At 65.1% G+C, this 25,462-nt stretch carries 28 protein-coding genes; 12 read left to right on the forward strand and 16 right to left on the reverse strand.

The window, feature by feature from the left end:
• The first annotated feature begins 74 nt into the window (after positions 1-74).
• Genes AC1DUB_RS12980 through AC1DUB_RS12995 form a run of 4 tightly spaced genes read left to right on the forward strand, consistent with a single transcriptional unit; the run spans position 75 to position 3,665 of the window.
• Positions 75-740 carry a haloacid dehalogenase type II gene (locus AC1DUB_RS12980; RefSeq protein WP_477729834.1) on the forward strand — a complete coding sequence of 222 codons (666 nt, stop codon included), beginning with the start codon at positions 75-77 and terminating at the stop codon, positions 738-740.
• Complete coding sequence (locus AC1DUB_RS12985) at positions 737-1,783, forward strand: phosphotransferase (protein ID WP_477729835.1); 1,047 nt, start codon at positions 737-739, stop codon at positions 1,781-1,783. Before AC1DUB_RS12980 ends, AC1DUB_RS12985 begins: the two co-directional genes overlap by 4 nt.
• Positions 1,780-3,132 (forward strand): aspartate aminotransferase family protein, encoded by a 1,353-nt coding sequence (locus tag AC1DUB_RS12990; RefSeq protein WP_477729836.1) that lies wholly within the window; start codon positions 1,780-1,782, stop codon positions 3,130-3,132. The genes AC1DUB_RS12985 and AC1DUB_RS12990 overlap by 4 nt, the downstream gene beginning before the upstream one ends.
• A gap of 32 nt (positions 3,133-3,164) precedes the next feature.
• Complete coding sequence (locus AC1DUB_RS12995; protein ID WP_477729837.1) at positions 3,165-3,665, forward strand: Lrp/AsnC family transcriptional regulator; 501 nt, start codon at positions 3,165-3,167, stop codon at positions 3,663-3,665.
• Here the strand turns inward: AC1DUB_RS12995 and AC1DUB_RS13000 are convergent.
• The 8 genes from AC1DUB_RS13000 to AC1DUB_RS13035 form a co-directional block, all read right to left on the reverse strand.
• A complete protein-coding gene (locus AC1DUB_RS13000; protein WP_477729838.1) occupies positions 3,662-4,942 on the reverse strand; it encodes an NAD(P)/FAD-dependent oxidoreductase in 1,281 nt (426 codons plus the stop codon). The two genes, AC1DUB_RS12995 and AC1DUB_RS13000, sit on opposite strands and share 4 nt — an antisense overlap.
• The gene (locus tag AC1DUB_RS13005; RefSeq protein WP_477729932.1) at positions 4,939-5,670 is read right to left on the reverse strand and encodes an amino acid ABC transporter ATP-binding protein; all 732 of its coding nucleotides are present in this window, start codon (positions 5,668-5,670) and stop codon (positions 4,939-4,941) included. Before AC1DUB_RS13005 ends, AC1DUB_RS13000 begins: the two co-directional genes overlap by 4 nt.
• A 2-nt stretch (positions 5,671-5,672) precedes the next feature.
• Entirely contained in the window at positions 5,673-6,329 is a 657-nt protein-coding gene (locus AC1DUB_RS13010; RefSeq protein ID WP_477729839.1) for an amino acid ABC transporter permease, read from the reverse strand.
• 16 nt (positions 6,330-6,345) lie between these two features.
• On the reverse strand, positions 6,346-6,558 hold the full coding sequence (locus AC1DUB_RS13015; RefSeq protein ID WP_477729840.1) for a substrate-binding periplasmic protein: 213 nt from the start codon (positions 6,556-6,558) through the stop codon (positions 6,346-6,348).
• Positions 6,559-6,624: 66 nt separating this feature from the next.
• Positions 6,625-7,089 carry an ABC transporter substrate-binding protein gene (locus tag AC1DUB_RS13020; protein ID WP_477729841.1) on the reverse strand — a complete coding sequence of 155 codons (465 nt, stop codon included), beginning with the start codon at positions 7,087-7,089 and terminating at the stop codon, positions 6,625-6,627.
• Positions 7,090-7,337: 248 nt separating this feature from the next.
• A complete protein-coding gene (locus AC1DUB_RS13025) occupies positions 7,338-8,000 on the reverse strand; it encodes an aspartate/glutamate racemase family protein (protein WP_477729842.1) in 663 nt (220 codons plus the stop codon).
• The gene (locus AC1DUB_RS13030; protein ID WP_477729843.1) at positions 7,997-8,710 is read right to left on the reverse strand and encodes a cupin domain-containing protein; all 714 of its coding nucleotides are present in this window, start codon (positions 8,708-8,710) and stop codon (positions 7,997-7,999) included. Before AC1DUB_RS13030 ends, AC1DUB_RS13025 begins: the two co-directional genes overlap by 4 nt.
• A gap of 55 nt (positions 8,711-8,765) precedes the next feature.
• Entirely contained in the window at positions 8,766-10,385 is a 1,620-nt protein-coding gene (locus AC1DUB_RS13035; RefSeq protein ID WP_477729844.1) for an ABC transporter substrate-binding protein, read from the reverse strand.
• 310 nt (positions 10,386-10,695) lie between these two features.
• On the opposite strand from AC1DUB_RS13035, the gene AC1DUB_RS13040 reads away from it, so the two are divergent.
• The 5 genes from AC1DUB_RS13040 to AC1DUB_RS13060 are packed head-to-tail and all read left to right on the forward strand — an operon-like array spanning position 10,696 to position 14,122.
• Positions 10,696-10,902 carry a hypothetical protein gene (locus AC1DUB_RS13040; protein WP_477719282.1) on the forward strand — a complete coding sequence of 69 codons (207 nt, stop codon included), beginning with the start codon at positions 10,696-10,698 and terminating at the stop codon, positions 10,900-10,902.
• A gap of 9 nt (positions 10,903-10,911) precedes the next feature.
• Positions 10,912-12,057, forward strand: coding sequence for an NAD(P)/FAD-dependent oxidoreductase (locus AC1DUB_RS13045; protein WP_477729845.1), 1,146 nt, complete (start codon positions 10,912-10,914; stop codon positions 12,055-12,057).
• On the forward strand, positions 12,047-12,355 hold the full coding sequence (locus AC1DUB_RS13050; protein ID WP_477729846.1) for a (2Fe-2S)-binding protein: 309 nt from the start codon (positions 12,047-12,049) through the stop codon (positions 12,353-12,355). Before AC1DUB_RS13045 ends, AC1DUB_RS13050 begins: the two co-directional genes overlap by 11 nt.
• The gene (locus tag AC1DUB_RS13055) at positions 12,345-13,733 is read left to right on the forward strand and encodes an FAD-dependent oxidoreductase (RefSeq protein WP_477729847.1); all 1,389 of its coding nucleotides are present in this window, start codon (positions 12,345-12,347) and stop codon (positions 13,731-13,733) included. The genes AC1DUB_RS13050 and AC1DUB_RS13055 overlap by 11 nt, the downstream gene beginning before the upstream one ends.
• A gap of 35 nt (positions 13,734-13,768) precedes the next feature.
• On the forward strand, positions 13,769-14,122 hold the full coding sequence (locus AC1DUB_RS13060; RefSeq protein WP_477729848.1) for a RidA family protein: 354 nt from the start codon (positions 13,769-13,771) through the stop codon (positions 14,120-14,122).
• Here the strand turns inward: AC1DUB_RS13060 and AC1DUB_RS13065 are convergent.
• Positions 14,106-15,065: a LysR substrate-binding domain-containing protein gene (locus AC1DUB_RS13065; protein WP_477729849.1), complete on the reverse strand. Its 960-nt coding sequence runs from the start codon at positions 15,063-15,065 to the stop codon at positions 14,106-14,108. The two genes, AC1DUB_RS13060 and AC1DUB_RS13065, sit on opposite strands and share 17 nt — an antisense overlap.
• A 179-nt stretch (positions 15,066-15,244) precedes the next feature.
• Between AC1DUB_RS13065 and AC1DUB_RS13070 the strand changes: the two genes are divergently transcribed.
• Entirely contained in the window at positions 15,245-15,973 is a 729-nt protein-coding gene (locus AC1DUB_RS13070; RefSeq protein ID WP_477729850.1) for an HAD-IA family hydrolase, read from the forward strand.
• The gene (locus AC1DUB_RS13075) at positions 15,970-17,274 is read left to right on the forward strand and encodes an NAD(P)/FAD-dependent oxidoreductase (protein ID WP_477729851.1); all 1,305 of its coding nucleotides are present in this window, start codon (positions 15,970-15,972) and stop codon (positions 17,272-17,274) included. The genes AC1DUB_RS13070 and AC1DUB_RS13075 overlap by 4 nt, the downstream gene beginning before the upstream one ends.
• Here the strand turns inward: AC1DUB_RS13075 and AC1DUB_RS13080 are convergent, their stop codons facing one another.
• The 3 genes from AC1DUB_RS13080 to AC1DUB_RS13090 are packed head-to-tail and all read right to left on the reverse strand — an operon-like array spanning position 17,275 to position 20,861.
• Entirely contained in the window at positions 17,275-18,546 is a 1,272-nt protein-coding gene (locus tag AC1DUB_RS13080) for an NAD(P)/FAD-dependent oxidoreductase (RefSeq protein ID WP_477729852.1), read from the reverse strand. It abuts the gene before it with no gap.
• On the reverse strand, positions 18,543-20,162 hold the full coding sequence (locus tag AC1DUB_RS13085) for an ABC transporter substrate-binding protein (RefSeq protein WP_477729853.1): 1,620 nt from the start codon (positions 20,160-20,162) through the stop codon (positions 18,543-18,545). Before AC1DUB_RS13085 ends, AC1DUB_RS13080 begins: the two co-directional genes overlap by 4 nt.
• Positions 20,163-20,192: 30 nt before the next feature.
• Positions 20,193-20,861 (reverse strand): haloacid dehalogenase type II, encoded by a 669-nt coding sequence (locus AC1DUB_RS13090; RefSeq protein ID WP_477729854.1) that lies wholly within the window; start codon positions 20,859-20,861, stop codon positions 20,193-20,195.
• 99 nt (positions 20,862-20,960) lie between these two features.
• On the opposite strand from AC1DUB_RS13090, the gene AC1DUB_RS13095 reads away from it, so the two are divergent.
• Entirely contained in the window at positions 20,961-21,914 is a 954-nt protein-coding gene (locus AC1DUB_RS13095; protein ID WP_477729855.1) for a LysR family transcriptional regulator, read from the forward strand.
• 13 nt (positions 21,915-21,927) lie between these two features.
• Here the strand turns inward: AC1DUB_RS13095 and AC1DUB_RS13100 are convergent, their stop codons facing one another.
• The 4 genes from AC1DUB_RS13100 to AC1DUB_RS13115 are packed head-to-tail and all read right to left on the reverse strand — an operon-like array spanning position 21,928 to position 25,389.
• Positions 21,928-23,202, reverse strand: coding sequence for an NAD(P)/FAD-dependent oxidoreductase (locus AC1DUB_RS13100; protein ID WP_477729856.1), 1,275 nt, complete (start codon positions 23,200-23,202; stop codon positions 21,928-21,930).
• Entirely contained in the window at positions 23,199-23,348 is a 150-nt protein-coding gene (locus tag AC1DUB_RS13105; RefSeq protein WP_477729857.1) for a hypothetical protein, read from the reverse strand. Before AC1DUB_RS13105 ends, AC1DUB_RS13100 begins: the two co-directional genes overlap by 4 nt.
• A 23-nt stretch (positions 23,349-23,371) precedes the next feature.
• Entirely contained in the window at positions 23,372-24,214 is an 843-nt protein-coding gene (locus AC1DUB_RS13110) for a GNAT family N-acetyltransferase (protein ID WP_477729858.1), read from the reverse strand.
• Positions 24,211-25,389, reverse strand: coding sequence for a DSD1 family PLP-dependent enzyme (locus tag AC1DUB_RS13115; RefSeq protein ID WP_477729859.1), 1,179 nt, complete (start codon positions 25,387-25,389; stop codon positions 24,211-24,213). The genes AC1DUB_RS13110 and AC1DUB_RS13115 overlap by 4 nt, the downstream gene beginning before the upstream one ends.
• Positions 25,390-25,462: the final 73 nt, after the last annotated feature.

A 25,462-nucleotide genomic window follows, 5' to 3' on the forward strand; every position in this document is an offset into this window, starting at 1 on the left:
CGCATGTGAATGCGGCATTTCGAAAGGCGGGGAATTCATAGACTCATATCCACCCCAACAGCGTGGATCCTTCTATGACATTCAAACCCAAATTCATCAGCTTCGACTGCTACGGCACGCTCATCAACTTCGAGATGGGCCCGACCGCAAACAGCTTGTTCAAAGACCGCGTTCCGGCCGGCCGGATGCCGGCTTTCCTGGACAGCTTTCGAGCCTACCGCCTCGACGAGGTCCTGGGCGAGTGGAAGCCCTTCTTCGAGGTTGTGGAGAATTCGATCCGGCGGGCATGCAAGGTGCACGGCATCGACTACAGGCCGTCGGACGCCGTGGCGCTGTACGATGCCATTCCCACCTGGCAACCACACCCGAACGTCGTCGAGGTTCTGGAGGCGATTGCGCCGCACGTGCCGCTGGTGATCCTCTCGAACTCGATGGTCGACCTGATCCCGGCGAGCGTCGCCCATCTCAAGGCGAAGTTCCACGCGGTCTACACCGCCGAGGAAGCGCACGCGTATAAACCGCGCTTTCAGACCTTCGAGTACATGTTCGACCAGCTCGGATGCGCGCCTGACCAGATGATGCACGTCTCGTCGAGCTTCCGCTACGACCTGATGACGGCCTCCGACCTGGGTTTCATGGCGAAGGCCTTCATCGACCGCGGGCATGAGCCGACTTCCGACGCCTACGGTGTCAGCCGTTTGACCGACGTCCGCCAGCTTCCCGGCCTGCTCGGCCTATGACCGAACTGAGCACCACCGTGCCCGCCCTCGCGCCGGCGGCAGTGGAGGCCCTGGTCCGCCGCATCTACGGCATCGAGGGCTCCACCCGGCCATTGGCGGGCGAGCGCGACCAGAACTGCCTGGTGGAGGCGGCCGATGGCTGTCGCTACGTCCTCAAGATCAGCAATCCGTCCGAGTCACCCGCGGTCGTCGACTTCCAGATCGCGGCGCTCGACCACATCGCCCGCATGTCACCGGACCAGCCGGTGCCGCGCGTCGTGCGGACACTGGAAGGACACACACACGACACGGTCGTGCTCAACGGGGGCGTTCAGACACGCGTGCGCATGCTGAGCTACCTGGACGGCATCCAGATCCGCGAGACCGTGCGCACCGCCGCGCAGCGGCGCGCCATGGGAGCCGGGCTCGCCGGCTTGAACCGCGCGCTGCACGGCTTCGCGCATCCGGGCGCGGCGCATGACCTGCTGTGGAACGTCGCCACGGCGCATCGGCTGGGCGCACAGCTCGACAGCCTCGTGGACGGCAAGCACCGCGCGCTGGCCCAGGCCTTCATGACGCGCTTCACGACGCACGTGCTGCCGCGCCTGTCATCGCTGCGGTCCCAGGTGATCCACAACGACTACCACCTCTACAACGTGCTGGTCGCCCCCGACGACCCCGCGCGCATCGTGGGCATCATCGACTTCGGCGACATGGTGCACGCACCGCTCGTCGGCGAGGTGGCGACGGCCGCCGCCTTCCACATGGCCGGCAACGCTGATCCTTTCGAGGGACCGGCCCAGTTCGTGGCCGCCTATCACGCGGTGCTGCCGCTGACCGGCGCCGAACAGGAGGTCGTTGCCGATCTCCTGGCCACGCGCCACCTCATCACGGCGCTGATCTCGGAATGGCGCGCCGCGCGCTATCCCGAGAACCGCGCCTACATCATGCGACACAACCCCGCGGCGTGGGAAGGCTTGTCCCAGATGGCCGATCTTTCCCGCGACACAGCACGCGACCGGCTGCTGGCCGGCGTACACGTACAAACAGGAGCCACTCTATGAAAAGCACCACCGACCTCAACATGGTCAATGCCTATATCCCCGGCCGCGCCGACGTGGGCCCGGCTACCGCGCAAATGATCGCGCGCCGCGACGCCCTGCTCGGCCCGGCCTACCGCCTGATGTATGAACGGCCGCTGCACATCGTGCGGGGCGAAGGCGCCTGGCTGATCGACCCCGAGGGGCGCCGCTATCTCGACGCCTACAACAACGTCACCTCGCTAGGGCATTGCCATCCGGCGGTGACCGAGGCGATCTGCCGGCAGGTGCAGACGCTGGCCACCAACACGCGCTATCTGCACGACACGATTCTCGAACTGGCCGAACGCCTGCTCGCGAGCGTGCCGGGGACCGATCTGGCCCACCTGATGCTGACCTGCACGGGCAGCGAGGCCAACGACCTCGCCTATCGCATCGCGAAGGTCCGCACCGGTGGCACCGGCATGATCGTGACCGACACCGCGTATCACGGCATCACCGACGCCGTGTCGCAATTCTCGCCGTCGCTGGGCGTGACCGTCGATCTCGGCGCGCATGTGCGCCTGGTGCCGGCTCCGCGCCTGTATCACGCCGGGGGCGCCGACCTGTCCGAACGCTTCACCCGCGACGTCGAGGCGGCTATCGCCGACCTGCGGCGCCATGGCATCAAGCCGGCCGCGCTGATTGTCGATTCGCTGTTCACCAGCGACGGCATCCTCCCCGGACCGCAAGGCTTCCTGAAGGGCGCGGTCGACGCGATCAAGCGGGCCGGCGGCCTGTTCATTGCCGACGAAGTCCAACCCGGCTTCGGCCGGACCGGCGAACACCTTTGGGGTTTCCAGCGTCATGGCGTCGTGCCCGACATCGTCACGATGGGCAAACCGATGGGCAACGGCCAACCGATTGCGGGACTGTTGGCGACCGCCGACGTCCTGGCGGAATTCGGGAAGCACTCGCGTTACTTCAACACCTTCGCGGGCAATACCGTCTCCTGCGCGGCGGCGCTGGCGGTACTGGACACGATAGAACGAGACGGGCTGGTGCAGCATGCCGCCAAGGTGGGGAAGATCCTGCACGACGGCATCGCCGCCCTTGCAGCCCGGCACGAAGCCATTGGTGACGTGCGCGGGGCAGGCCTGTTTGTCGGGGTCGAACTCGTCTCCGACCGGGCGTCGCGCGCGCCGGACCGCAGCCTGACGAGCCAGGTGGTCAACCGGATGCGTGACAAGGGCGTGCTGATCAGCGCCTGCGCGATGGGGCACAACGTGCTCAAGATCCGCCCGCCCCTGGTGCTGTCGGCGGACCAGGCCGCCCTCGTCATCCAGGCGCTCGACGAATCTCTGGCCGAAGCGCGCACGGCCGGCACACACTAGCTTGGATCGACATCCGGCGCTACCATCCGAGCATGCCCCCAGCAGTGTCCCTCGACCGGTTCGACCTCAAGATCCTCGCGCACCTCGAGCGCGAGGGGCGCTGCTCGAATGTCGAGTTGGCCGATGCCGTCGGCCTGAGCCAGAGCCCGTGCCTCGTACGCACAAAGCGGCTGCAGACACTCGGCGTGATTCGCGGCTTTGGCGCTGACATCGCACTGGAGAAGCTGGGCAATTGCGTGAGCGTTTTTTCCGAGGTGACGATCAGCAGCCATCGGCCTCCCGACTTCCGCAAGTTCGAAGCGGCCGCTGATCGACACCGCGAAATCGTGGAGTGGTACAACGTCAGTGGCGGTTACGACTATCTGTTGAAAATCGTGGCGCCGAGTGTCGCCCATTTTCAGGAGCTGATGGAGCGCCTGCTGCAAGACGAGATCGGGATCGAGAAGTTCACGAGCCGGATCGTTTTGCGCCAGTCATCCGGCAAGCGCAGGTATCCGCTCAATCTCATCGCGGCGCAGGGAAACCACGTCTAATCAAAGAAGTCGAGAGCCCGGTAATACGCGCCCACGAAGGGCAGAAACCACGGCGGCCCGAAATGGCCCGGCACGAAACGCCAGCGCAGGTCACGCAGCGGGTTGGCGGCCGGTTTGCCTGCAATGGTCTGCGCCATGGCATCGCCCATCAACGTTGCCAGCTGCGTGCCGCTTCCGCTGTAACCCATTGCGTAATGCAGTCCGCCGGCGCTGCCCGCACGCGGCAGGCGGTCAATCGTCATGTCGAGCACGCCGCCCCAGCAATAATCGATGCGCACCTCGTGCAATTGGGGGAACACCTTGTGCAACGTGCGCTGCAGGATCGCGCCGCTTTTCGCGTCCGAGTCGGGGCTGGACAACGCAAAGCGGGCGCGGCCCCCGAACAGCAATCGTCGATCCGGCGTCATGCGGAAGTAATTGCCGACGTTCAAGGTCGTGGTTGCATTGCGGTTGCCCGGCATCACCGAGGCCGCCAGTTCCGGCGACAGAGGCTCAGTCGCGATGAGGAAACTGCCCACGGGAATGATGCGGCGCCGGAACCAGGCGAACGGGCCGTGCTGGCAGGTTCCCGCGGCAACGAGCACCTGGTCCGCCTCGACCCGACCGTGTGGCGTTTGCAAACGAAACCTGCCACCCGATGCACGTTCCACGGCGGTTACGGGCGTGTGCACGTGGATGCGCGCTCCCTGGCTCGCCGCCGCATGGGCCATGCCCACGCCGAAGCGGCCCATGTGCATCTGCGCGCTTCGTGGCCACACCAGCCCGCCGTGGAACTGGTCGGATCCAACTTCGCCGCGAATCGATTCCGGTCCGACCAGGTAGATGTCCGGATCGATATCGCCATGCAACTGCCGGTGCGCAGCTTGCAGTTTCTCGAAGTGGTGAGGCCGTGCAGCGAGCTTGATCTTCCCGTTGCGGCGGAAGTCGCAGTCGATCTGCTCGCGAGTCACGATCTGCTCGACACAGTCCACACCGCGGCCGTAGAGCTGGTAGAGCGCTCGCGCTTGCTGATGGCCAATGCGTCCTGCCGCCGCGCCGAAATCAAAAGGCATCCCGGTATTGCAGTGGCCGCCATTGCGGCCCGACGCCTCCGCCACCACCTGGCCGGCTTCGAGCACCACGACCTTGGCGCCCTGCCGGGCGAGCGTGAGCGCGGCCGAGAGGCCGGTGAAGCCCGCCCCGATGACGGCGACGTCGGCGCGCCCACCGAGTTCGCCGGGGCTGGCCGCCGCCTCGAACGGAGGCGCTGTTTCATGCCAATAAGAGCTGTTCTTCATTCGGTCGTGAGCAGGCGCTTCAGGAAGTCGCGGGTGCGCGGGTTCTGCGGGCGACCGAGCAGTTCCGCGGGCGGCCCCTGCTCGACCAGCACGCCGCCGTCGAGAAAGAGGACGCGATCCGCCACCTCACGCGCGAATCCCATCTCATGGGTGACGACGACCATGGTCATGCCTTCGTCGGCGAGCGCACGCATGACGGTGAGGACTTCTCCGACGAGTTCCGGATCGAGCGCCGAAGTCGGCTCATCGAACAGGATCGCGTCCGGGTTCATGCTCAGTGCGCGGGCTATGGCGACGCGCTGTTGCTGGCCGCCAGAGAGCTGCGCCGGATAGGCGTCGATCTTGGCACCAAGGCCGACGCGTTCCAGGAGTTCGCGCGAGTGGGCGAGAACTTGCTCGCGCGGCTCCTTCTTCACATGGATCGGGCCTTCGGCGACGTTCTCCAGCGCAGTGCGATGCGGGAACAGGTTGAAGCGCTGGAACACCATGGCGACGCGGGTGCGGACCTGGCGGATCCGGCGGGAGGCGCTCTCGACCCGCTCGCCATGGACGATGATCTCGCCGCCCTGGTAGGTCTCCAGCCCGTTGATGCAGCGCAGCAGCGTGGACTTGCCCGAGCCGGACGGCCCGATGATGCACACCACCTCGCCCTTCTCGACCGAGAACGAGACGTCGTGGATCACCTCATGCGAGCCGAACGACTTGCGGATGTTGCGCAGTTCGATGATGCTCATTGGGATTGCCTCATCCGCCGTTCGAGCCAGCCGTTGAACGCCGTGAGGGGCAAGCTCATGGCGAGATACATCAACGCGACCATCGTGAACACCGTGGTGTTCTGGAAGGTGGAGGAAGCGAGGAGCTTGCCCTGCAGCGACAACTCGGCGACGGTGATCGTCGAGGCGAGGGAGGAGTCCTTCAGCAGCATGACCATCGTGCTGCCATAGGGCGGCAAGGCTACCCGCACCGCCTGCGGCAGGATCACGCGCCGCATCAGCAGGCCCCAGCCCATGCCTATGGACAGGGCCGCCTCCGTCTGGCCGCGATCGATCGCCTCGATGCCGGAGCGGAACATCTCGGCCATATAGGGGGAATAGGCGATGCCGAGACCGAGGATCGCCGCCTGCACCGCCGTGAGCGAGAGCCCGAATTCCGGACCAACGAAATAGATGTAGAACAGCGTGACCATACCGGGGATGCCGCGCACGACGACGATCACCGTGCGCGCCGTCCAGGCGAGCTGGGGGATGCCGCCCACCCGCATGAATGCCAGGACCAGGCCCAGCACGGTTGCAAGTGCGAAGGCGCCTAGCGTCACCAGCACGGTGAGGTAGACGCCCTGCATCAGGATCGGCAGGAACGCCGATGCCTGGTTCAGGACTTGGGACATGACTCCGGGGCGGGGCTCAGAGGCCCCACTTCTTCAGGATCGCGTCGAGCCGGCCGTCCTTCTGCATGGTTTCCAGGCTCTTGTCGATCCTGGCCATGAGTTCCTTGTTGCCCTGCTTCACCGCGATGTTGATCGGCCCGATCATTCCCGGCTTGTAGGATTTGACGAGCCGCACCTGCGGGAAGTTGCCCTGCGAAAGGTTGTAGGCGAGGATCGGGTAGTCGCCCACGCCGGCTTCCAGGCGGCCATTGGAGACGTCGCGCAGGATGTCGCCCAGCGAATCGTAGGCGTTGACCTAGGCGGCTCCGCTCTGCGCCTTGAGGAATTCGAGATAGCGGGTACCAATCTGGCCGCCGATCTTCTTGCCCTTGAGGTCCGCGACGGCGGCATAGCCCGTGGCGTCCGTGGCCGGCACGACAAGTCCTTCGCCATACGAGTAGACGTTCTTGCTGAAGTCAACGACCTTGGCGCGCTCGGGTGAGCCGGTCATCGCGGCCGAGATGACGTCGATCTTGCCCGAGGTCAGCGCCGCGATCAGCGTGGAAAACGGCATCGGCTGGATCTCGACCTTGAAGCCGGCGTCCTTGCCGATCTCCTCGATGACGTCGACCATCATGCCCTGGATGGTGTTGGTCTTCGCGTCGAGGAAGGTGAAGGGCACGCCGGTCGGAGTGGAGCCGACCTTCAGGACGGTCTGTGCCTGCGCGGCCGCAGCCGCGCCGAGCATGGCAATCGTAACGAGAGTCCTCTTGATCCACATGGTGGTTGTTCCTTATTTTGTGATGGCAGACGCCCGTCGCCTGCCGATTGGCACTTCGTTGATTCGTGTCATGCCGGAGTTGAGTGTCGCGACTCTCGAGCAGCGAATGAGCCTGATAGTCGAGGGACGGAAAGCACAAAATGATGCATTTTCGATGCTCGGCAGCATCTTGTGTTTGCGCCGGGGTCACTGCGACTGTCATGGAACTTGAAAAGTTGTGCTGCGCCGGCTTCAGCGCACCGCCATGCTCAAGCTGACGCCGTGACGCGGCCCACGACATCCGCCACCATCCACTCCGGGCTGGCGAGCACCGGCTTGCCGGTTCGCGTCTCCAGTTCGCTGCACAGGTGCGCCAGCGAGGCTTGGGCCAGCACCAGCCGGTCGACCCGCGGCGCGAGCGCGAGCGCAGCCTGCATCACCAGGGCGTCGTGCGCCTCGCGCTGGCCGGCCGCCAGCGCGGCGAAGGCGCCCTCTACCCATAGCGGTTCGGCGTGAACCTGCGTCCCGGACGCTGCGGAGTGTTCGGCGAGCAAGCCACGGCTGGGTTCCAGTGTGGATTTCGTTGTGCACACCACGCCGACCCGGCCGTCCGACTTGGCGGCATGGCCATACATGGCGTCGTCGATCTTCACAATGGGCACCGGCACCATATGGCGCGCGATGTCGACGGCAGGTGAAGTGGACGAGCAGGTAAAGACGATCAGGTCGGCGCCCGCGTCGGCCGCGAGGGTGGCCAGCCCGACCACGCGCCGCGTGATTCCCGGCGAAGGCCCATCACGCAGCAGGTCCTGCAGGACGCTCTCGTCCAGCATGTGGAAGCAGCGCGTGTTCGGCAACTCTTTCTGGAAGCGCGGCCGAAACCGCTCGACCAGCATGGCAACCGTGTGAATGAAGGCGACTGAACGGATCATGCGCTTTGAATCACGTAGAACTTCGCGACGCGATCGCTGCTTTCCCATCCGACCGATGCGCCTTGGGGCACGAAAAGCGCATCGCCAGCGCCCGCCGACAGCACGCTGCCATCCGGGGCTGCGAATCGCACGCTGCCGGCCAACAGATGCATGAACTCGTTCACGCGATGCGGGCGAACAATCCGGTGATATGGCGTCGAGTCCCAGGTTCCCGCGCGATACTCCGCAGCGTCGTCGGTGAAGACATTGTCGCTGCGGCATTGCGGGGGCGGGCCCAGGAGCACTTCGGCCGGCAGCGTTGCCGACGGCTTGAAGTCGGCGTCGGCGCGCAGAGGGAAGAGGCCGCGCTTCGTCGGCTTGTCGCAAGCGGCCGCGCAAAACGAAAACCGCACGCGCGATCCGGCCAGGATGCGAAGCGCCGTACCGCGCCCGATGATGGCACCCGCTTGGGGACCGAGCACCAGCGGCGCCGCCCCGTCCGCTGTCAGGGTCAGATCGCCTTCCGCCACGACGATGGTTTCGATGTGGGGAAAGCTTGCGACTGCCAGCTCACCGATGAAGCTGGTTCGGCCCGCGATCATGGATTGGGGTCCTTCCCACGCTATTTCGCGATTTCGCGCAAAGGGGTCGTCCTTGCCGAACGCCGCCCGGCGAAAAGAGGTTGCAATGGGTGCGCCGTCGGCACGGTGCAGCATTAGGGCCACGGTCATGATTGCTCCTGCGCATTGCGCGATGATTTCACTTGAAACTTGGCAGGGGTAGTGGTCATGCGTCCAACCAGACGTGTTCGGCGAAGGCGTAGCCCATCATTCCCCCGAGCGGGACTGGCGACAGGCCCTTGAGCTTCTTGCTGTGCCCATCGAGGTTGGACATGAAGAACGGGATGCCGATACCGCCCTGCTCGTAGATCATGACCTGCATGTCGGCGTACATCTGCGTACGTTTTGCCAGATCGGTTTCGCCGCGCGCGGCCACCAGCAGCTGGTCGAACTTTTCGTTCTTCCAGCCCGCTTCGTTCCAGGGTGCATCCGACTTGAAGAACTGCGTCAGGAGCACATCGGCGCTGGGGCGCGGAAGGATATTGCCGAAGCCCACCGGGTGCTTCATCCAGTGCTGCGACCAGTAGCCGTCGGAGGGCATGCGGCGCACGTCCAGGTTCAGGCCGGCCTGCTTGGCCGCGTGCTGCAGGACCAGCCCCATTTCCACCGAGTTGGTTGCGGCGGGCGAGACCACCAGCGGAATGGGGGTGCTGCCCAGGTTGGCCTTCTGCACGTGCCACTTGGCTTTGTCGGCGTCGTACGGACGCTGCTTGAGCCCTTTGAAGTAGAAGCGGTTGGTCGGGTCGATCGGCTGGTCGTTGGCCACCACCCCATAACCCTGCACGATGGACTTGAGCATCTGCTCGCGATTGAACAGGTACTTCATGGCCAACACGAAGTCCGGGTTGCTGCCGGGGCTGCTGTCGCGCCGCATGACCAGGTCCGTGTACGTGCCGGCCCTGCTCTCGAAGATCGCATGCTTGCTGGAAGCCTTGACCCGATCGACCGAGCGCGAGTTGACCGAGCCGATCAGGTCCAGCTCGCCGGTCAGCAACGCGTTGACCCGCGCCGTTTCGTCGCCGATGCCCACATACTCGATCTCGTCGAGGTACGGGCGATTCGGCCTCCAGTAATTTTCATTGCGCACGCCCACCGACCTGACGCCGGGCTTGAACTCCTTGACCTTGTAAGGCCCCGTGCCGATTCCGGCATTGAAATCGGTGGTGCCGTCCTTGACGATCAGGAAGTGGAAGGTGCCCAGGATCACGGGCAGATCGGCATTGGGTCCCGTGAGCGTGACGGTGACTTCGCTCGGCCCGGTGGCCTTCACATCCTCGACCTGGTCGGCCAGCGACTTGGCCTTGGAGCCGCTCGCCGGATTCTTGTGACGCATGATCGAAAACACCACGTCGGCGGGCGTGAGCGCCTTGCCGTCGTGGAACGTCACGCCTTTGCGCAGCTTGAAGACCCAAACCTTCCCATCGGTGCTTGTGAACTCCTCGGCCAGCGCGGGCTGCGGCGTCAGGCTGCCATCCAGCGAGGTGAGCCCGTTGTAGAACATGCAAGCGCGGATGTAGTCGGTGTGGTTGGAACCCCGGGCCGGATCCAGCGTGTCGCTGACGGCCGCCGTCGCGCCGGCCACCTTGATGCGGCCGCCGCGGCGCGGCGTCTGCGCATGCGCCGTGGCCGCGACGCTCGCGATGCTGCCGGCGAGTGCCGCCTGCATGCCGCCCGCCATCATCAACGCAAGGACATCGCGGCGGCTCGCGCCGCGATGCAATGCACCCAGGATGCGCTGGCTTTCTTTCGGCCCGATCAGTTCGCCCAACTGCGTGTTGTGTTCCATGGATCTCGCCCTTTCGGTGGTTGAGTTAGTGCGCGAAGTTATCCTCGGCGCGCTGCCGACGATTGGACGGATTTGTCGTTCGGCACGACTTGCTGCCCGGCGGGCAACAAAACAATGGAATGCTGCAGCGGCGGTACCGCACGGTGGCGGGGTTCACACCGCAGTTTTGGCCGCGTCCAGGCCGCATCCGGTATTTGCTGCTGCTCCTGCGCGCGTATGCGACGCCATGTACTGCGAAGGCGGCGTAATCTTGTTTGCATGAACCCACCTTGATTGCATGAACACACGCAGGGCGTGCAGGAGACCTGAAATGAGCGACCAGACAATGCCGCAATACGAGCTGCGCTTCCAGTCCCTTGTCGATGGGCAGTGCTACGCGTTTCCATGCAATCCCGCGGGCCATGTCGACATGAACCAGTTGAGCGACCGGGTGCGCAACGACTATCTCTTTGCGCGCGCCTTGGTTGGCCGCGACATGGCTCCCCCGGCCATGGAGTGTTGCAGGATGTCCCGATGATTGGAATACATGTTTGCTAGCGATGTGATCGTGATTGGCGGCGGCCTGGTCGGCACCGCAGTGGCCTACGGGCTGGCGCAGCCCGGCAAGAACATCACGGTATTGGATGAAGGCGACGATGCGTTTCGCGCGTCGCGCGGGAATTTCGGCCTGATCTGGGTCCACGGCAAGGGCCGCGGCTTTCCCCAATATGCCCGCTGGACCCGGGAGTCCGCCCGGCAGTGGCCCGCGCTGGCAGCCCAACTCCAGGAGCAAACCGGCATCGATGTCCAGGCCAGGCAGATGGGCGCTTTCACCCTGTGCTTTTCCGAGGCTGAACTCGAGGCGCGGCGCGAGCGGCTTGCCGCCGTGCGCGATGAAGCAGGCGGCGACTACCCATACGAGATCCTGGACCGCGCGGCCCTGCTGCGGCGATTGCCCCATGTCGGACCGACGGTGATCGGCGCCAGCTTCTCGACTATGGACGGTCACGTCAATCCACTCAAGCTGCTGCGCGCCTTGCATACCGCGTGCACCCAGCGAGGCGTGACGCTCAAGACGGGCCACGGCGTGCAGCGCATCACGCACGCAGACGGCCTGTTCACGGTGCACAGCGGCGGCCAGCAGTTTCGCGCGCCCAAGCTGGTGCTGGCGGCGGGGTTGGGCAATGCAGGTCTGGCCGGGCAAGTGGGCCTGCATGCGCCGGTGCGGCCGAATCGCGGGCAATTGATCATCACCGAGCGATGCGAAAAGATCCTCGACTATCCCACGGGCCATATCCGTCAGACAGACGAGGGCGGCATCCAGATCGGGGAGTCCATGGAAGACGCGGGCTTTGACGACAGCACGACCAACAGCACGCTGGCCGAGCTCGCGCGCCGCGCTGTCGCCAGTTTTCCCGTGATCGGCCAGCTCAACGTGGTTCGGGTATGGGGCGCGTTGCGGGTGATGACGCCCGACGGATATCCGATCTACCAGGAATCGAAGTCCTGCCCGGGCGCGTACGTCGTCACCTGCCACAGCGGCGTGACCCTGGCCGCGGCCCACGCCTTTCGCATCGCTCCGTGGATCAACGGCGCAGCCGCGCCCGAGGAGCTTGACGCGTTCCGGGGCGATCGCTTTCCCATCGCCGCCGCCCCTCCAACACAGGTATTGGATCACCACCATGCCCACTGAACCGCTTTTTCGCCCGATCTCGGCCGTCACCGAGCCCTTCATAGACGTCGAGTTCGACGGTCGCCCCCTGAAGGTGCAGGGCCAAGGCTCGGTGGCTGCCGCCTTGCTGGCGGCCGGCGTGTCGCGCTTCCGCTCCACACCCGTGTCGGGTGCGCCACGTGCACCCTACTGCATGATGGGCGTCTGCTTCGAATGCCTGCTGGAAATCGACGGCGTGGCCAATCGCCAGGCTTGCCTCGTGACGGTGCAACCGGGCATGAAAATCCGCTCACAAGAAGGCGCCCGCCATGCAGCTTGACGCGGACGATGCTGTGGTGGACGTCGCCGTGGTCGGCGCGGGCCCGGCGGGTCTTGCGGCGGCCGCCACCGCGGCCGAACTGGGGCTGTCGGTCGCGCTGCTCGACGAGCAGGCGCATCCCGGCGGACAAATCTACCGTGACGTTGAGCGCGCCGAGGCCGATCGGCTGCAGGTGCTCGGCAACGACTATGCCGCCGGCCGAGCGCTGGTCGAACGCTTCGCTCGCTCGACGGCGCGGCACGTAGGCGGCGCAGCCGTCTGGCAAGTCACCCGCGATCGCGTCATTCACTACTTGAAGGATGGGCGATCCCAGTCCATCACGGCCGGCCAGGTCATCCTGTGCACCGGTGCGATGGAGCGGCCATTTCCGATCCCGGGCTGGACACTGCCCGGCGTGATGACCGCCGGCGCGGCACAGATTCTTCTCAAGAGCGCCGGACTCGCGCCGTCGCAGCCCGTCGTCCTGGCAGGCTGCGGACCGTTGCTTTACCTGCTGGCCTGGCAGTACTTGCGGGCCGGTGTTCGCATAATCGCCATCGTCGACACCACGCAGCGCGGCGACTACCTGCGGGCTCTGCGCCACGTCGGTGGCGCCCTCGCGGGATGGCGCGACATAAAGAAAGGCCTCGGCCTGATCCGCAGCATCAAGGGCGCCGGCATCCCCTTCTATCGCGGCGCAACCGATCTCGCGGTGGAAGGCGGCGAACGGGCCACGGCCCTGAGTTTTCGTATCGGGACCACGTTGCACCGCGTCCAGACCGACCTCGTGCTGCTGCACCAGGGCGTGGTGCCGAACAACCAGATCACAGCGTCGCTGCGGCTCGCGCACCGTTGGGACGACCAGCAGCTGTGCTGGGTGCCGGCGGCCGATGCCTGGGGCCGCCTCGCGCTGGACGGCTTCCTGATCGCCGGCGACGGTCGTGGCATTTCCGGCGGCGCCGCAGCGGCCTTGCAAGGACAGCTCGCCGCACTGGCTGCGGCGCACAGCGCGGGGCGCTTGCCGGAACGCGAGCGCGACCGCCAGGCCAAGATTCTGCGGTCGGCACTGCGTCGGCAGCTGCACATCCGGCCTTTCCTCGATACGCTTTACCGTCCCAAGCTCCAGCACCGCGTGCCGGCCGACGACGTCATCGCCTGCCGCTGCGAGGAAGTCTCGGCCGGCGAGCTGCGCCGGATGGTCGCGCTCGGCTGCACGGGGCCGAGCCAAACCAAAGCCTTCTCACGCTGCGGCATGGGCCCCTGCCAGGGCCGCCTTTGCGGCCTCACGGTCACCGAGGTCATCGCGCAGGCGCGCGGTGTCTCTCCGGCCGAGGTCGGCCACTACCGCATCCGTCCTCCCATCAAGCCGATCACGCTCGAAGAGCTGGCCGCGCTTTGATTTCATTTTCTCTTCAATACCTGGAAATCGCACCCATGACTGACATCACCCGAATCGAACCCACACACCGCCTCAGCCGCCTGGTGGTGCACAACGGCGTCGCCTATATGACGGGCGTTACCGCGCAGGACGGCAAGCTGGACATCCAGGGCCAGACCCGCCAGGTGCTCGAGAAGATCGACGGCCACCTCGCCAAGGCGGGCATCGACAAGACGCGCATGCTGTCGGTGCAGATCTGGTTGAAGGACATCGAACGCGATTTCGCGGGCATGAACGAAGTGTGGGACGCGTGGGTGCCCCAAGGCGCCGGCCCCGCTCGCGCCACCGGCGAGTCCAAGCTGGCACACCCCGACTTGTTGGTGGAGATTCTGGTCACCGCGGCTGTTTGATCTCCGCCAGCTTCGCAAGTTGAAGCGCGGGGTACATCTGGTCGATGGCGGCGATATCGGACGCCATTTCCTCCACGATCCATTCGCGAACTTGCACGACGGCGGAACGTATCGGCCTGCCGGCGGGATGCAGCAGGCGGCACTCGCGTTCCGTCACGACAGCCTCCTGCTCGCCTGGGACGAGGGCTCCGGTACGCAGCCAATAGGCAGTGGAGTTGAGCCAGCCGAGCGCGATGCCCTGACCGAGCAGCGCCGCCTGGATCACGATCGCATAGTCGGAAAAATCGACGGTCCGCGCTGCACGGCGGCCGTGCCTCTCGAAGCTGGCGAAGCGACGATGCCAGTCGCGCTCGCCGTCGCTGAGATTCATCAGCGTATCGCCGTCTTGCGCCTCCGAGCGCGCCTGCTCGGCGTAGCCCGGACTGCAAACCGGCAAAAGGATCTCCGGCATCAGCAGGACCGCGTGCTCATCGGCTTCGTCGCGATGGGGAAAACGCAGGCCGAGGTCAACATCGTTCACTGGCCCCCTCATCGGCCCTGAGGTAAGCTGAAAGCGCAGGTCGATGGATGGAAACGCCTTGCGCAGCTTGTGCATGCGGGGCATCACCCAGTGGGTGGTGAACGCGGTCGACACCGACAGCGTGACGGTTTCGCTCCCGGTCTTGAGTGCCTCGATCTCGTCCAGCGCGGTCTCGATCCCTCGGAACCCCTCGGAGATCCGCTTGAAGAGGATATCCCCGCTCTGGGTGAGCGTGACCTTCGCATGCGACCGATCGAAGAGCTTGACTCCCAGATGCTCTTCCATGCGGGAGAGCATGCGGCTCACGGCCGGCTGCGTGACGTACAGCTCCAGGGCCGCCTTGCTGAAGTTGCCGCAGCGCGCGGCAGCTTCGAAGGCGAACAGCGCGTTCGCGCTCGGGAGTTTTCTGCGTAGGCTGTGCATTACCTGATGTTATGCCTCGCCTGACAATTGCGCAATTGCTTCCGCGCAAAACGAGCCCTATGCTAGCTTCATCAATAGAGGCACAGCGTGATCTGATCGCATCGACTCCATAACATTGACCGCCGACGTGCGGTCGTCAGCGGTTCCACCTTTTCATCAACACCACCCAGAAGGAAATCATGTCTTTCAACCAATTCAAAGTTTTGACGTTCGACGTCGTCGGTACCCTGATCGACTTCGAAAAGGGAGTTCTCGACTCCGTCCGGCGGCTCGGCGGAAGCGCTGCCAAAGGCCTGAGCGACGAGGATATCTTCGAGCCGTACAAGCAAGGTCGCGATCTGCACCCCGGCCGCTCGAGCCAGGTCATGCCGAACGTCTATTTGCACGTGGCCAAGGCACTCGGGCTGCCCACCGACGATAACTCCGCGCAGGCTTTTCAAGCCGATGTCTTGCGTTGGCCGGCGTTTGCGGATTCTGCCGCGGCGCTCAAGCGCCTGCGCGCCCACTTCAGATTGGTGGCCATGACCAATGCGGACCGGGTGGCCTTGTCGTGCTATGCGCACACGCTCGGTGATCCATTCGACGACACGGTCACTTATGACGACACCGGCGTCGCCAAGCCCAATCCGCAATTCTTCGCCTACAACCGGGGGCGCCAGGCGGCCCAAGGCTACAAGTTCCAGGACATCCTGCACGTTGCGCAAAGCCAGTATCACGACATCGGGATCGCGCGCGAACTGGGCTATTCGGTGACTTGGATCGAGCGCCGAAAGGGGCAAAATGGATTCGGCGGTACGCCGACCCCGGCCAAAGTCACCGAGCCGCATTTCCACTTCGCCTCCCTGAAAGACCTGGCCGACGCGGTCGACGCTGAACGCGCGGCCGCCGGGTCACAGACCCGCCGATGAAACCGTCGTTGAAATTTCCAGCGGAGGCCTCGCTGTGGTCTAGGACCGCTGAGCTCCCCTTGGAGCTGTCCCGCCTTGACGGCGACCTGCGTGCCGAGGTCGTCATTGTTGGAGCGGGCTACTCCGGGCTTTCAGCGGCCCATGCGCTGCAGAAAAGAGGGATCGACGCCGTCGTGCTCGAGGCCCATCGTGTCGGCTGGGGCGGCAGCGGCCGTAACGGAGGCGTCGTCGCGGGAAAATTTCGAGTGTCGTTCCCGGCCGTCGCCAAATTGCACGGATTGGAAACGGCGCGCTACCTGCATCGACTCTCCCATGACGCCGTCGATGCGGTCCGGCAACTCATCGAAGAGCTGGGAATCCAGCACGCGCAGCTCGAGATGACGGGAAACCTGCGCTGCGCCCATACGGAAGAGGCGCAAAGGGCGCTCGTCGCCGAGGCGGATTGGCTGCAAAACCAGCTGGGCGAGCGGGCGCTCACGGTCCTGTCCCGCGCCGAAGTCGAGCATGAAATAGGGTCGCGGACCTACTTCGGCGGCGTGCTCAATCACCATGCGGGGACAATTCATCCGCTCAACTACGCACGCGGCCTGGCAGCGGGTCTTGCGGCCCGCAAGGTCCGTCTGTTCGAGGACAGCCCGGTCGAAAGCATCGAAGACCAAGCGGGCGGAGTACTGGTCAAGACGCCGACGGGCGCCGTGCATGCAAAGCAGATCCTGATTGCAACAGATGCGTACTCTGACCTTCGTCCTTCCACCAAGCGGGTCAAGACCGCCATCATTCCTTTCCGAAGTGCAGTGATCGCGACCAGCCGCCTTCCGGAGTCTCTCGCCTCGAAGCTGCTTGTCGAGCGCCGCAGCTACTCGGAAACGCGGCGCATGATGAAGTGGTTCAGGAAGCGCGACGGTCGCCTCATCTTCGGTGGGCGCGGCGCATTTGGCGGCAGCGGCGGCACATCGGCGTACGACGCCCTTCAGCGTGCGATGACCAAGACGTTTCCGGAACTCGAAGCGGTCGATATCGAATTCAACTGGTCCGGGTTCGTTGGGATGACGCTGGACAAGCTTCCGCATGTGGGGAGAATCGACAAACGCACATGCGTCTGCCTTGGCTTCAACGGCTCCGGCATCGCGATGGCGAGCTTGTTGGGCCAGCAGGCCGCCGCCTTCGTTGCGGGCGAGTCCCCCGACGTTTCCCTTCTCGACGCGAGGCATCTCAAGACGGTGCCTTTCTACCCCTTGCGCGCGCCAGGAATCCGCATGGTCGCAGGCTGGTATCAGTTTCTCGATGCCATCGGAAGATAGTCAGCACGGATTGAAAGAGCGCAGCCTGCGAGGCGCGAAGGAGCTTTGGTTGAGCTTCGGATCGCGACCCAGGATCGCGTCCGCGATCAGCGTCCCCGTGACCGCGCCCAACGTCATGCCCAGATGCCCATGTCCACAGGCGACATAGGCATTCGAGACGAGCGGGGAGGCGCCGATCACCGGGAGTGAATTCGGCATCGACGGACGAAACCCCATCCATCGGGTCCATTCGGTCGCCCGCAAGCCGGGGAAGGCGATCCGCGCCCTTTCCACCATCGCGTCTGCACGACGCCAATCCGGCTCTCTCCTGAGCCCCGCGATTTCGACGGTTCCGGCCAGCCGGAGTCGGCCCTGCATCGTCGATGCGAAAAAGGCGCCGTCCGAAACCAAAACAGGCCGCCCCAGCGTGATGTTGGGGTTCGCTATCTCGACGTGATAGCCGCGCTCCGTATCGAGCGGGATATCGCATCCCACATCCGCTGCCAGGCCTTTCGAGTGCGCGCCTGCAGCGATGATGACCGCGGCGCCATCGAGTTGCAGGTCGCGCCCGTCACTGAAGTGAATGGAGGCGGCCCGGCCGCCGGCGACGCCGATGCTGCGGGCTTCGGCTTCATGGAAAACCGCGCCCAGCGCTGAGGCCCGGTCCGCGAGGCGCTGGCAAAGGAGCTGGGGGCTGTCCAGGGAGGCATAGTCCGGGAAGTAAATGCCCCTGTGGACCTGGCCCGAGGCCGGCTCCAGGTCCCGCACCTCTTTCTCGCCCAGGATCTCGATGTTGGCGCCTCGCCTCCTTCGCAGCTGGATGGCGGCTTGGGCGCCTTGGAACGAGGCTGGCGTGTAGTACAGCATGAGTGCGCCCGTGCGCCGGATGTCGTCATCCAGCCCCAGGTCGGCAAACAGCCGCTCGTACTCCTTTAGGGCGAACCTCGTCATCGAGTGAAGCGTCGCCGAGATCTGGTCCACGCGGTGCGGCCGGCAAGCGGACAGAAACCGGACCAGCCAAGGGAGAGCCTTCAGGAAGTACGCAGGCTTCACTACGATAGGTCCTTGCTGCCGAAACAGGAAGCCCGGGGCACTGGTCAGCATCGACGGCATGCCTGTGGGGACCGCGGCTTCGACGGCGATGACGCCGGCATTTCCGTAAGACGCACCGCTGCCTGGCGGGCGCGGATCGATGAACTCGACCTGCATGCCTTCCCGCAACAGCCGCAGCCCGACATTGAGCCCGACGATGCCGGTGCCGATGACCACGACGCGGGTGACTGCGGCGTTCACGCGTCGAGCCACACGTGTTCGGCGAAGCTGAAACCCATCAAGTTGCCCAACGGAATCGGCGAGAGCCCGCGCAGCTTCCTGTTGTGGCCGTCGAGGCTTGACGTGAAGAACGGGATCCCGATGCCGGATTCCTCATGGACCATGGTTTGCAGGTCGGCGTACATCTGGCTGCGCCTGGCCTCATCGGTCTCCGCGCGCGCGGCCAGCAGGAGCTGGTCGAACTTGTCATTTTTCCAGGCGGACTCGTTCTGGGGGGCGTCGCCCTTGAAGAAGAGCGACAGCATCACGTCCACGGAGGGGCGGGGCTGGATCATGCCGAATCCCACGGGGTGCTTCATCCAGTGCTGGGCCCAGTAGCCATCCGCCGGCATGCGGCGTACGTCAAAGTTGACACCGAATTTGCGCGCCTCGTGCTGCAGAATCGTCGCGATCTCGATGGATCCGCCTGCGACCGGGGACACGACCATCGGGATGGCCGCGGACCCGACGTTGGCACGCTGGAAATGCCACTTCGCCTTCTCCGGATCGTAGGGGCGCTGCTTCAGCCCGTTGAAGTAGAAGCGCATGCTGGGGTGGACCGGCTGGTCGTTGCCCAGCACGCCGTGGCCGAGCATGATCGACTTGATCATCTGTTCCCGGTTGAACAGGTGCTTCATGCCCAGCACGAAATCGGGGTTGTTGCCCGGCGTGCTGTCGCGGCGCATGACCAGGTCCGTGTAGGGGCCCGCCTTGGTTTCGAAGACAGCGTGCTGGCCGCTTCCGGAGACGCGGCTCACCGAGCGCGGGTCGACCGAGAGCACGAGATCGAGCTCGCCGGCCAGCAGGCCATTGACACGCGCGCTCTCCTCCCCGATGCCTACGTGTTCGATCTCGTCGAGGTAAGGCCGGTTGGGCTTCCAGTAGCCGTCGTTGCGCACACCGACCGCGCGCACACCGGGCTTGAATTCCTTGACCTTGTAGGGCCCGGTCCCGATGCCGGCGTTGAAGTCGGTCGTGCCGTCCTTGACGATGTGGAAGTGGTAGGTGCCCAGGATCACCGGCAGGTCCGCATTGGGTGCGGCGAGGCGGATGGTCACTTCGTTCGGACCCGTCGCGGTGACCTCTTCGATCTGGTCAGCCAGCGGCTTCGCGCGCGAACCCGTCGCGGGGTTCTTGTGGCGCATCAGCGAGAAGATCACGTCCTGCGGCGTCAGCAGCTTCCCGTCGTGGAAAGTCACGCCGCGGCGCAGCTTGAAGACCCAGGTCTTGGCGTCCTTTGTCGTGAACTCCTCGGCCAGCTGCGGCTGCGGCGACAGTCTGCCGTCCAGGTAGGTCAGGCCGTTGTAGAACATGAAGCCGCGGACGTAGTCGGTGCCGTTGGACTGCTTGGCGGGATCGAGTGTGTCGCTCACCGCGGCGGTTGACCCCGCCACCTTGATGCGGCCGCCCTTGCGCGGTGTCTGCGCATGCGCCGTGGCGGCGACGCTCGCGATGCTGCCGGCCAGGGCTGCCTGCATTCCAGCGGCAGTCAACATGGCCAGCACGTCGCGACGGTTCGCGCCCCGCTTCAATGCGCCAAGGATTCGCGTGCTCTCTTCGGGGCCGATCAGGCCGCCCAGCTGCTTGTTGTCTTCCATGTTTGTCTCCTGGTGATGTCGCGGGGTCGATCAGAGTCCGACGAGGGCCGGAAGCCCGTTGATGTCGCGGATCTCGGCGAAGCTGATTGCGTCGTTGGGCCTCGGTTCATGCCCGCGGTTGACGAACACCTTGTTCACGATGCCGAGGTCCTGCGCCGAGAACATGTCGTAGCGCGGATTGGCCGACACGTGCAGGATGTCCTGCGGGGCGCAGCCGAGTTGGTCCAGCATGTATTCGAACGCGGCCAGGCGCGGCTTGTAGGCGCCGGCATCCTGCGCGGTGTAGACCTTATGGAAGGGCGCCTTGAGTTTTTCCACGTTTGAGCCGATCTGCTCGTTCATCGCGTTGGACAGGATCACCAGCGGGATCTTCTTGGCGATGCGCGTGAGCGCGTGCGGCACGTCGGCGTGCGGACCCCACGTGGGCACCGCGTCGTAGATCCGCTTCGCATGCTCATCGCGGAAGGCCAGCTTGTGCTTCCTGCAGGCGCGTTCCAGCGACGAATGCAGGATGTCCAGGTAGGGCTTCCAGTCGCCCATCGCCTCGTCCAAGCGGTAGTCGTTGAAGTTCTTGATGAACACGCGCATTTGCTCCGGCGGCAGCTGGCCCTCGTAGATGTCGTACGCCGCCTGGTGCATGGGGTAGTACGTGAGGGTTCCGTAGCAGTCGAAGGTGATGTATTTGGGGCGGAAGGTCATATTGCGGCCTGTAAAGTTATGGAAGCTATGGGTGAAGGATAGGCACTGCAGCCCGTGCAGGCAATTGCGCAATTGTCAGCATGGGCATAACATCAGGTTATGCACAGCCTACGCAGGAAACTTCCGAGCGCCAACGCGCTCTTCGCGTTCGAAGCGGCCGCGCGCTGCGGCAACTTCAGCAAGGCGGCCCTTGAGCTGTACGTGACGCAACCGGCCGTGAGCCGCATGCTCTCTCGCATGGAAGAGCACCTCGGTGTGAGGCTGTTCGAGCGCGCGCATGGCAAGGTCAGCCTCACCGAAAACGGGGACATCCTTTACAAGCGGATCGCGGAGGGCTTCCACGGGATCGAAGCGGCACTCGATGAGATCGAGGTCCGCAAGAGTGGCACGGACACCGTCACGCTGTCCGTCTCCACCGCGTTCACCACGCATTGGCTGATGCCCCGCATGCACAAGCTGCGCAAGGCCTTCCCCTCGATCGACCTGCGCTTCCAGCTCACCTCAGGTCCGCTCAGGGGACCGGTGAAAGATGTGGACCTCGGCCTTCGCTTTCCGCATCGCGATGAGGCCCACGAAGATGGTGTGCTCTTGATGCCGGAGATCCTGCTCCCGGTGTGCAGTCCGGGCTATGCGGAACAAGCGCGCGCCGAACCGAAGGGTGGGGACACGTTGATGAATCTGACCGATGGCGAACGCGACTGGCATCGCCGCTTCGCGGGCTTCCAGGGGAAGAAGAGCCGTCCGGTGGAACGAATCGTCGACTTCTCCGACTATGCGATCGTCATACAGGCGGCGCTTCTCGGCCAAGGCATTGCGCTCGGCTGGCTCAACTCCACCGCGCACTGGCTGTCAAACGGAGCGCTCGTTCCGGGAAGGCTCGAGGCCGTCGTCACGGAGCGCGCATGCCGCTTGCTGCACGCCGCCAACCGGCCGCGGCGGTCTTCGGTCGTTGAAGTACGCGAGTGGATTGTGGAGGAGATGAGGTCGGACGTGATCGCGATCGACCGGATGTACCCCGCGCTCCAGCTTGCGAAAGTGGCGGGCTACGCGTAGTTCGCGTTGAAGCTCATCGCAAAACGTCCATCAGCCGGTAATACGCACCCACGGCAGGAAGAAACCAGGGCTTGCCGAAATGCCCAGGGATGGCGGGCCAGTCGAAGTCCTTCCACGGATTGCGGTCCTGGCCGCCGTCGATGATGTCCGCCATCACGGTGCCCATGTAGGTGGACATCTGCGTTCCGTGCCCGCTGTAGCCCATGGAGTAATAGATACCGTTGCGCTCGCCGGCGCGCGGCAGTCGATCGCGCGTCATGTCGACCAGGCCGCCCCAGCAGTAGTCGATGCGCACGTTCGACAAATACGGGAACGTAGCGACCATGTCGCGGCGCAGGATCTCTCCGCTCTTTGGGTCCGATTCCGGGCCGGGGGCGGCAAACCGCGCGCGGCCGCCGAAGAGGAGCCTGTTGTCCGGCGTGACACGGAAGAAGTTCACGAGATTGCGGGTGTTCGTCGCCATCCGGCGCCGGGGCAGGATCCGATCGAGCAGGTCCTGCGGCAGCTGCTCCGTGACGATGATGTAGGCACCCACCGGAACGATGCGCCGCCGGAACCAGGCGAGAGGCCCCACCGCCGATGTGCCAGTGGCAAGCAGGACCTGGCGTGTCTGCACGCGCGCGCCGGGTGTCTCGATCTCGTGACCATTCGGGGTGCGGCGCATTGCCATGAGGGGCGCGTTCTCATGGATGTGCACGCCTTTCCGCGCGGCCGCGCTCGCCAGCCCCTGGACGAACTTGCCCATGTGCATGCCCGCGCTCTTGCTGAACACCAGCCCGCCGTAATAGGCGTCCGACCCTAATTCCTCGGACAGCGCGGCTTTCGACACCATGTGGGTGTCCGGGTCGACCTCGCGCGCCAGCAGTTCCTGCGAACGCGCCAGCTTGTCGTAGTGCTCGGGCTTCGCCGCGAGTTTCAGCTTGCCGGTACGGCGGAAGTCGCAATCGATTCCCTCCTCGCCGATGATCCGCTCGACCGTGTCCACGCCGGCATCGAACGCGCGGTAGAGCAAATTCGCCCGTTCAGTGCCGAGCCGCGCACACATGGCGGCATAGTCCTGGGCGAAGCCGTTGTTGCACATGCCGCCGTTGCGGCCCGAGGCGGCGCTTCCGACACGGTCGGCTTCCAGCAGCACGACTTGCGCGCCCTTCTTTGCCAACGCCAGGGCGGCGGAAAGGCCGGTGAACCCGCCGCCCACGACGACGACGTCCGCGCGACCGCCCGGAGGAGCTTGCACCGCCCCGTCGAAGCGCGGAGCTGTGTCGTGCCAGTACGAGGCGAGCTTCATGATGCTTCTCCCCCGCGCCGCACGGCGACGGCAGAACCGGTGAGGCCGCCACCGATCACCGCAACGTCGCAGCTGCCCTGCACCGGCCCCGGGTCGGCGCTCTTGAATGGCTCCGATGTGTCCAACCAATAGGATGTCAGCTTCATATCGCCTCTGGAATGATTGTTGTCTAATTGAACGACTGGCTGGCGAGCCCGAACATGCACGCCGGGCCGGTGGAGGCAAGCTGTGTCCCGAGGACCATGGTGGTGGCGTTATCGACCTGCCGCAGGCCGATGCGCTCGAGCCACTCCCCGAGTTGCAAGGCGGCGGAGGTATCGACCCGCACGAACGCGCTCCCGAGCCGCGCGAGCGCGGCCTCGATCAAGGCGCGCGCATCGGACGGGCTTTCGGCGACCACAGGACCGATGACATTACCGCGGCCGAACAGGCGGCAAATGGCGTAGCCGCGGGGCACGCCGTCACGCAGAAGCACATCAGCGTCGCCGAGCTCGACGAGCCGGCGCAGCATCGCTTGTCTCGCCCAGCCCGTAGCTTGCTCATCAAGACGCGCGACCGCCTCGAAATCCGGCGCAGCCATCGCCCTGACGAGGCTGGGCGGCGGCGCCTCATGGCGCTCCTTGGGAACCCCCTGATGCTGCTGGATGACACCGATGGGCACAAACCCACGGCGCTCATAAAGCGCCAGGCCTTCGGCCGTCGAGTTCAAGGTGATGGTGCGCGGGTGCGCCGCCGCCAGCAGCGCATCCATCAGCCGGGCACCGTAACCGCGGCCTTGGGCGGCTTTCGCGACGATGATCATCCCTGCGCAAGCATGGGCCTCGCCGTACGGCCACCAGACTGCGGTCCCGATCACCTCGCCGGCGGCGTCCTGCAGCACGAACCCTTGGCCCAGCTGGAGCGCGACATCCCAGTCCTCGATCCGATAGGGCCAGGCCATCTCCTGCGACAACTTCAGGGCGCCTTCCAGGTGTGCTTTGGCGAACGGCACCAGGACCACGTCATCAATCACAGCCAACCCCCGAAACGCGGCCACTCGGCCTCGACCTTGCCGGAGGTGCCGCGGACGACGTGATAGCCCCGGTGCTGGGCGCCCGTGGCGCAAGCGTGGTTCGGCAGGATGCGCACCCGATCGCCGATGGCGAGGTCCGGCAACATCCCGTTCGAGCCTGGCCGCACCGTGATGATCCCGTGTTCCTGGTTCGCATCGCCAACAATCAAGTCGGCATAAGGGGCGCCGGCGATATTGCACACCAGCCCGTAGCCTTGGTTGACCGCCTGCCTGGAGGTGCCTCGGTCCTGCGACATGGCCATCCAGCCCGCGTCGACGAGGATCCATCCCTTCTCGCGCTGGTGCCCGATCACCGTTGCGAGCACCGAGACAGCGATGTCCTCGACCTGGCAGACGCCCACGCCGGCCATCACGAGATCGAAGAACACGAACACGCCCGCCCGCACTTCGGTCACGCCGGTAAGGTCTGTTGCGCTATGCGCTGTGGGGGTGGAGCCCACACTGAGCACGGGGCAAGCAAGCCCTGCTTCCCGCAGGATCGCGGCGGCGTCGACAACGCTGCGCCGCTCGGCCTCCGCACACTGTCGCAAAGCCTCGGCCCCGCGCGCGGCGTAGCTCCCGCCGGCATGGGTCATCACGCCGCGCAGTTCCGCACCGTCCGCCAGGGCACGGCCGATATCGACAAGGCGCTGCCTGTCGCCAGGCAGCACGCCCGAGCGGTGGCCATCACAGTCGATCTCGATGAGGGCCGGAATGCGCGTTCCCGCCTCGCGTGAGGCCTGCGCAACAGCCTGTGCCTGCTCCACGGTATCCAGCACCACGGCAACATCGGCGCCCTGGGCGCGCAACCCAAGCACCTGCGGCAGCTTAGCTGGCGTGATGCCGACGGCGTAGATGATGTCCCGCACGCCGGCCGCCACGAACTGCTCAGCTTCCCTGAGCGTCGAAACAGTGGCGGGACCGGCCGGCGAGCTCATGACGCGCCTTGCGACCTCCACCGACTTGGCTGTCTTGAGATGCGGACGCAGGGACACGCCAAGGCCGTCGAGCCGGGCTCTCAAGCGTGCGATGTTCCGCTCCATGCGGTCAGCGTCGAGGATGAGGCAAGGGGTCGCCAGTTCATCCAGCGTGCTTGCCGTCTTTTGCGCTTGCTCTTGCTCTTGCGCCTGTTCCATGGATATTGCTGTTCCCAATGTGTTGTCTCCAGTTGTGCTTCAGATCACGTTGCAAGCATATTGCGCCGGTTTG

Source organism: Polaromonas sp. P4_F9, assembly GCF_056401235.1.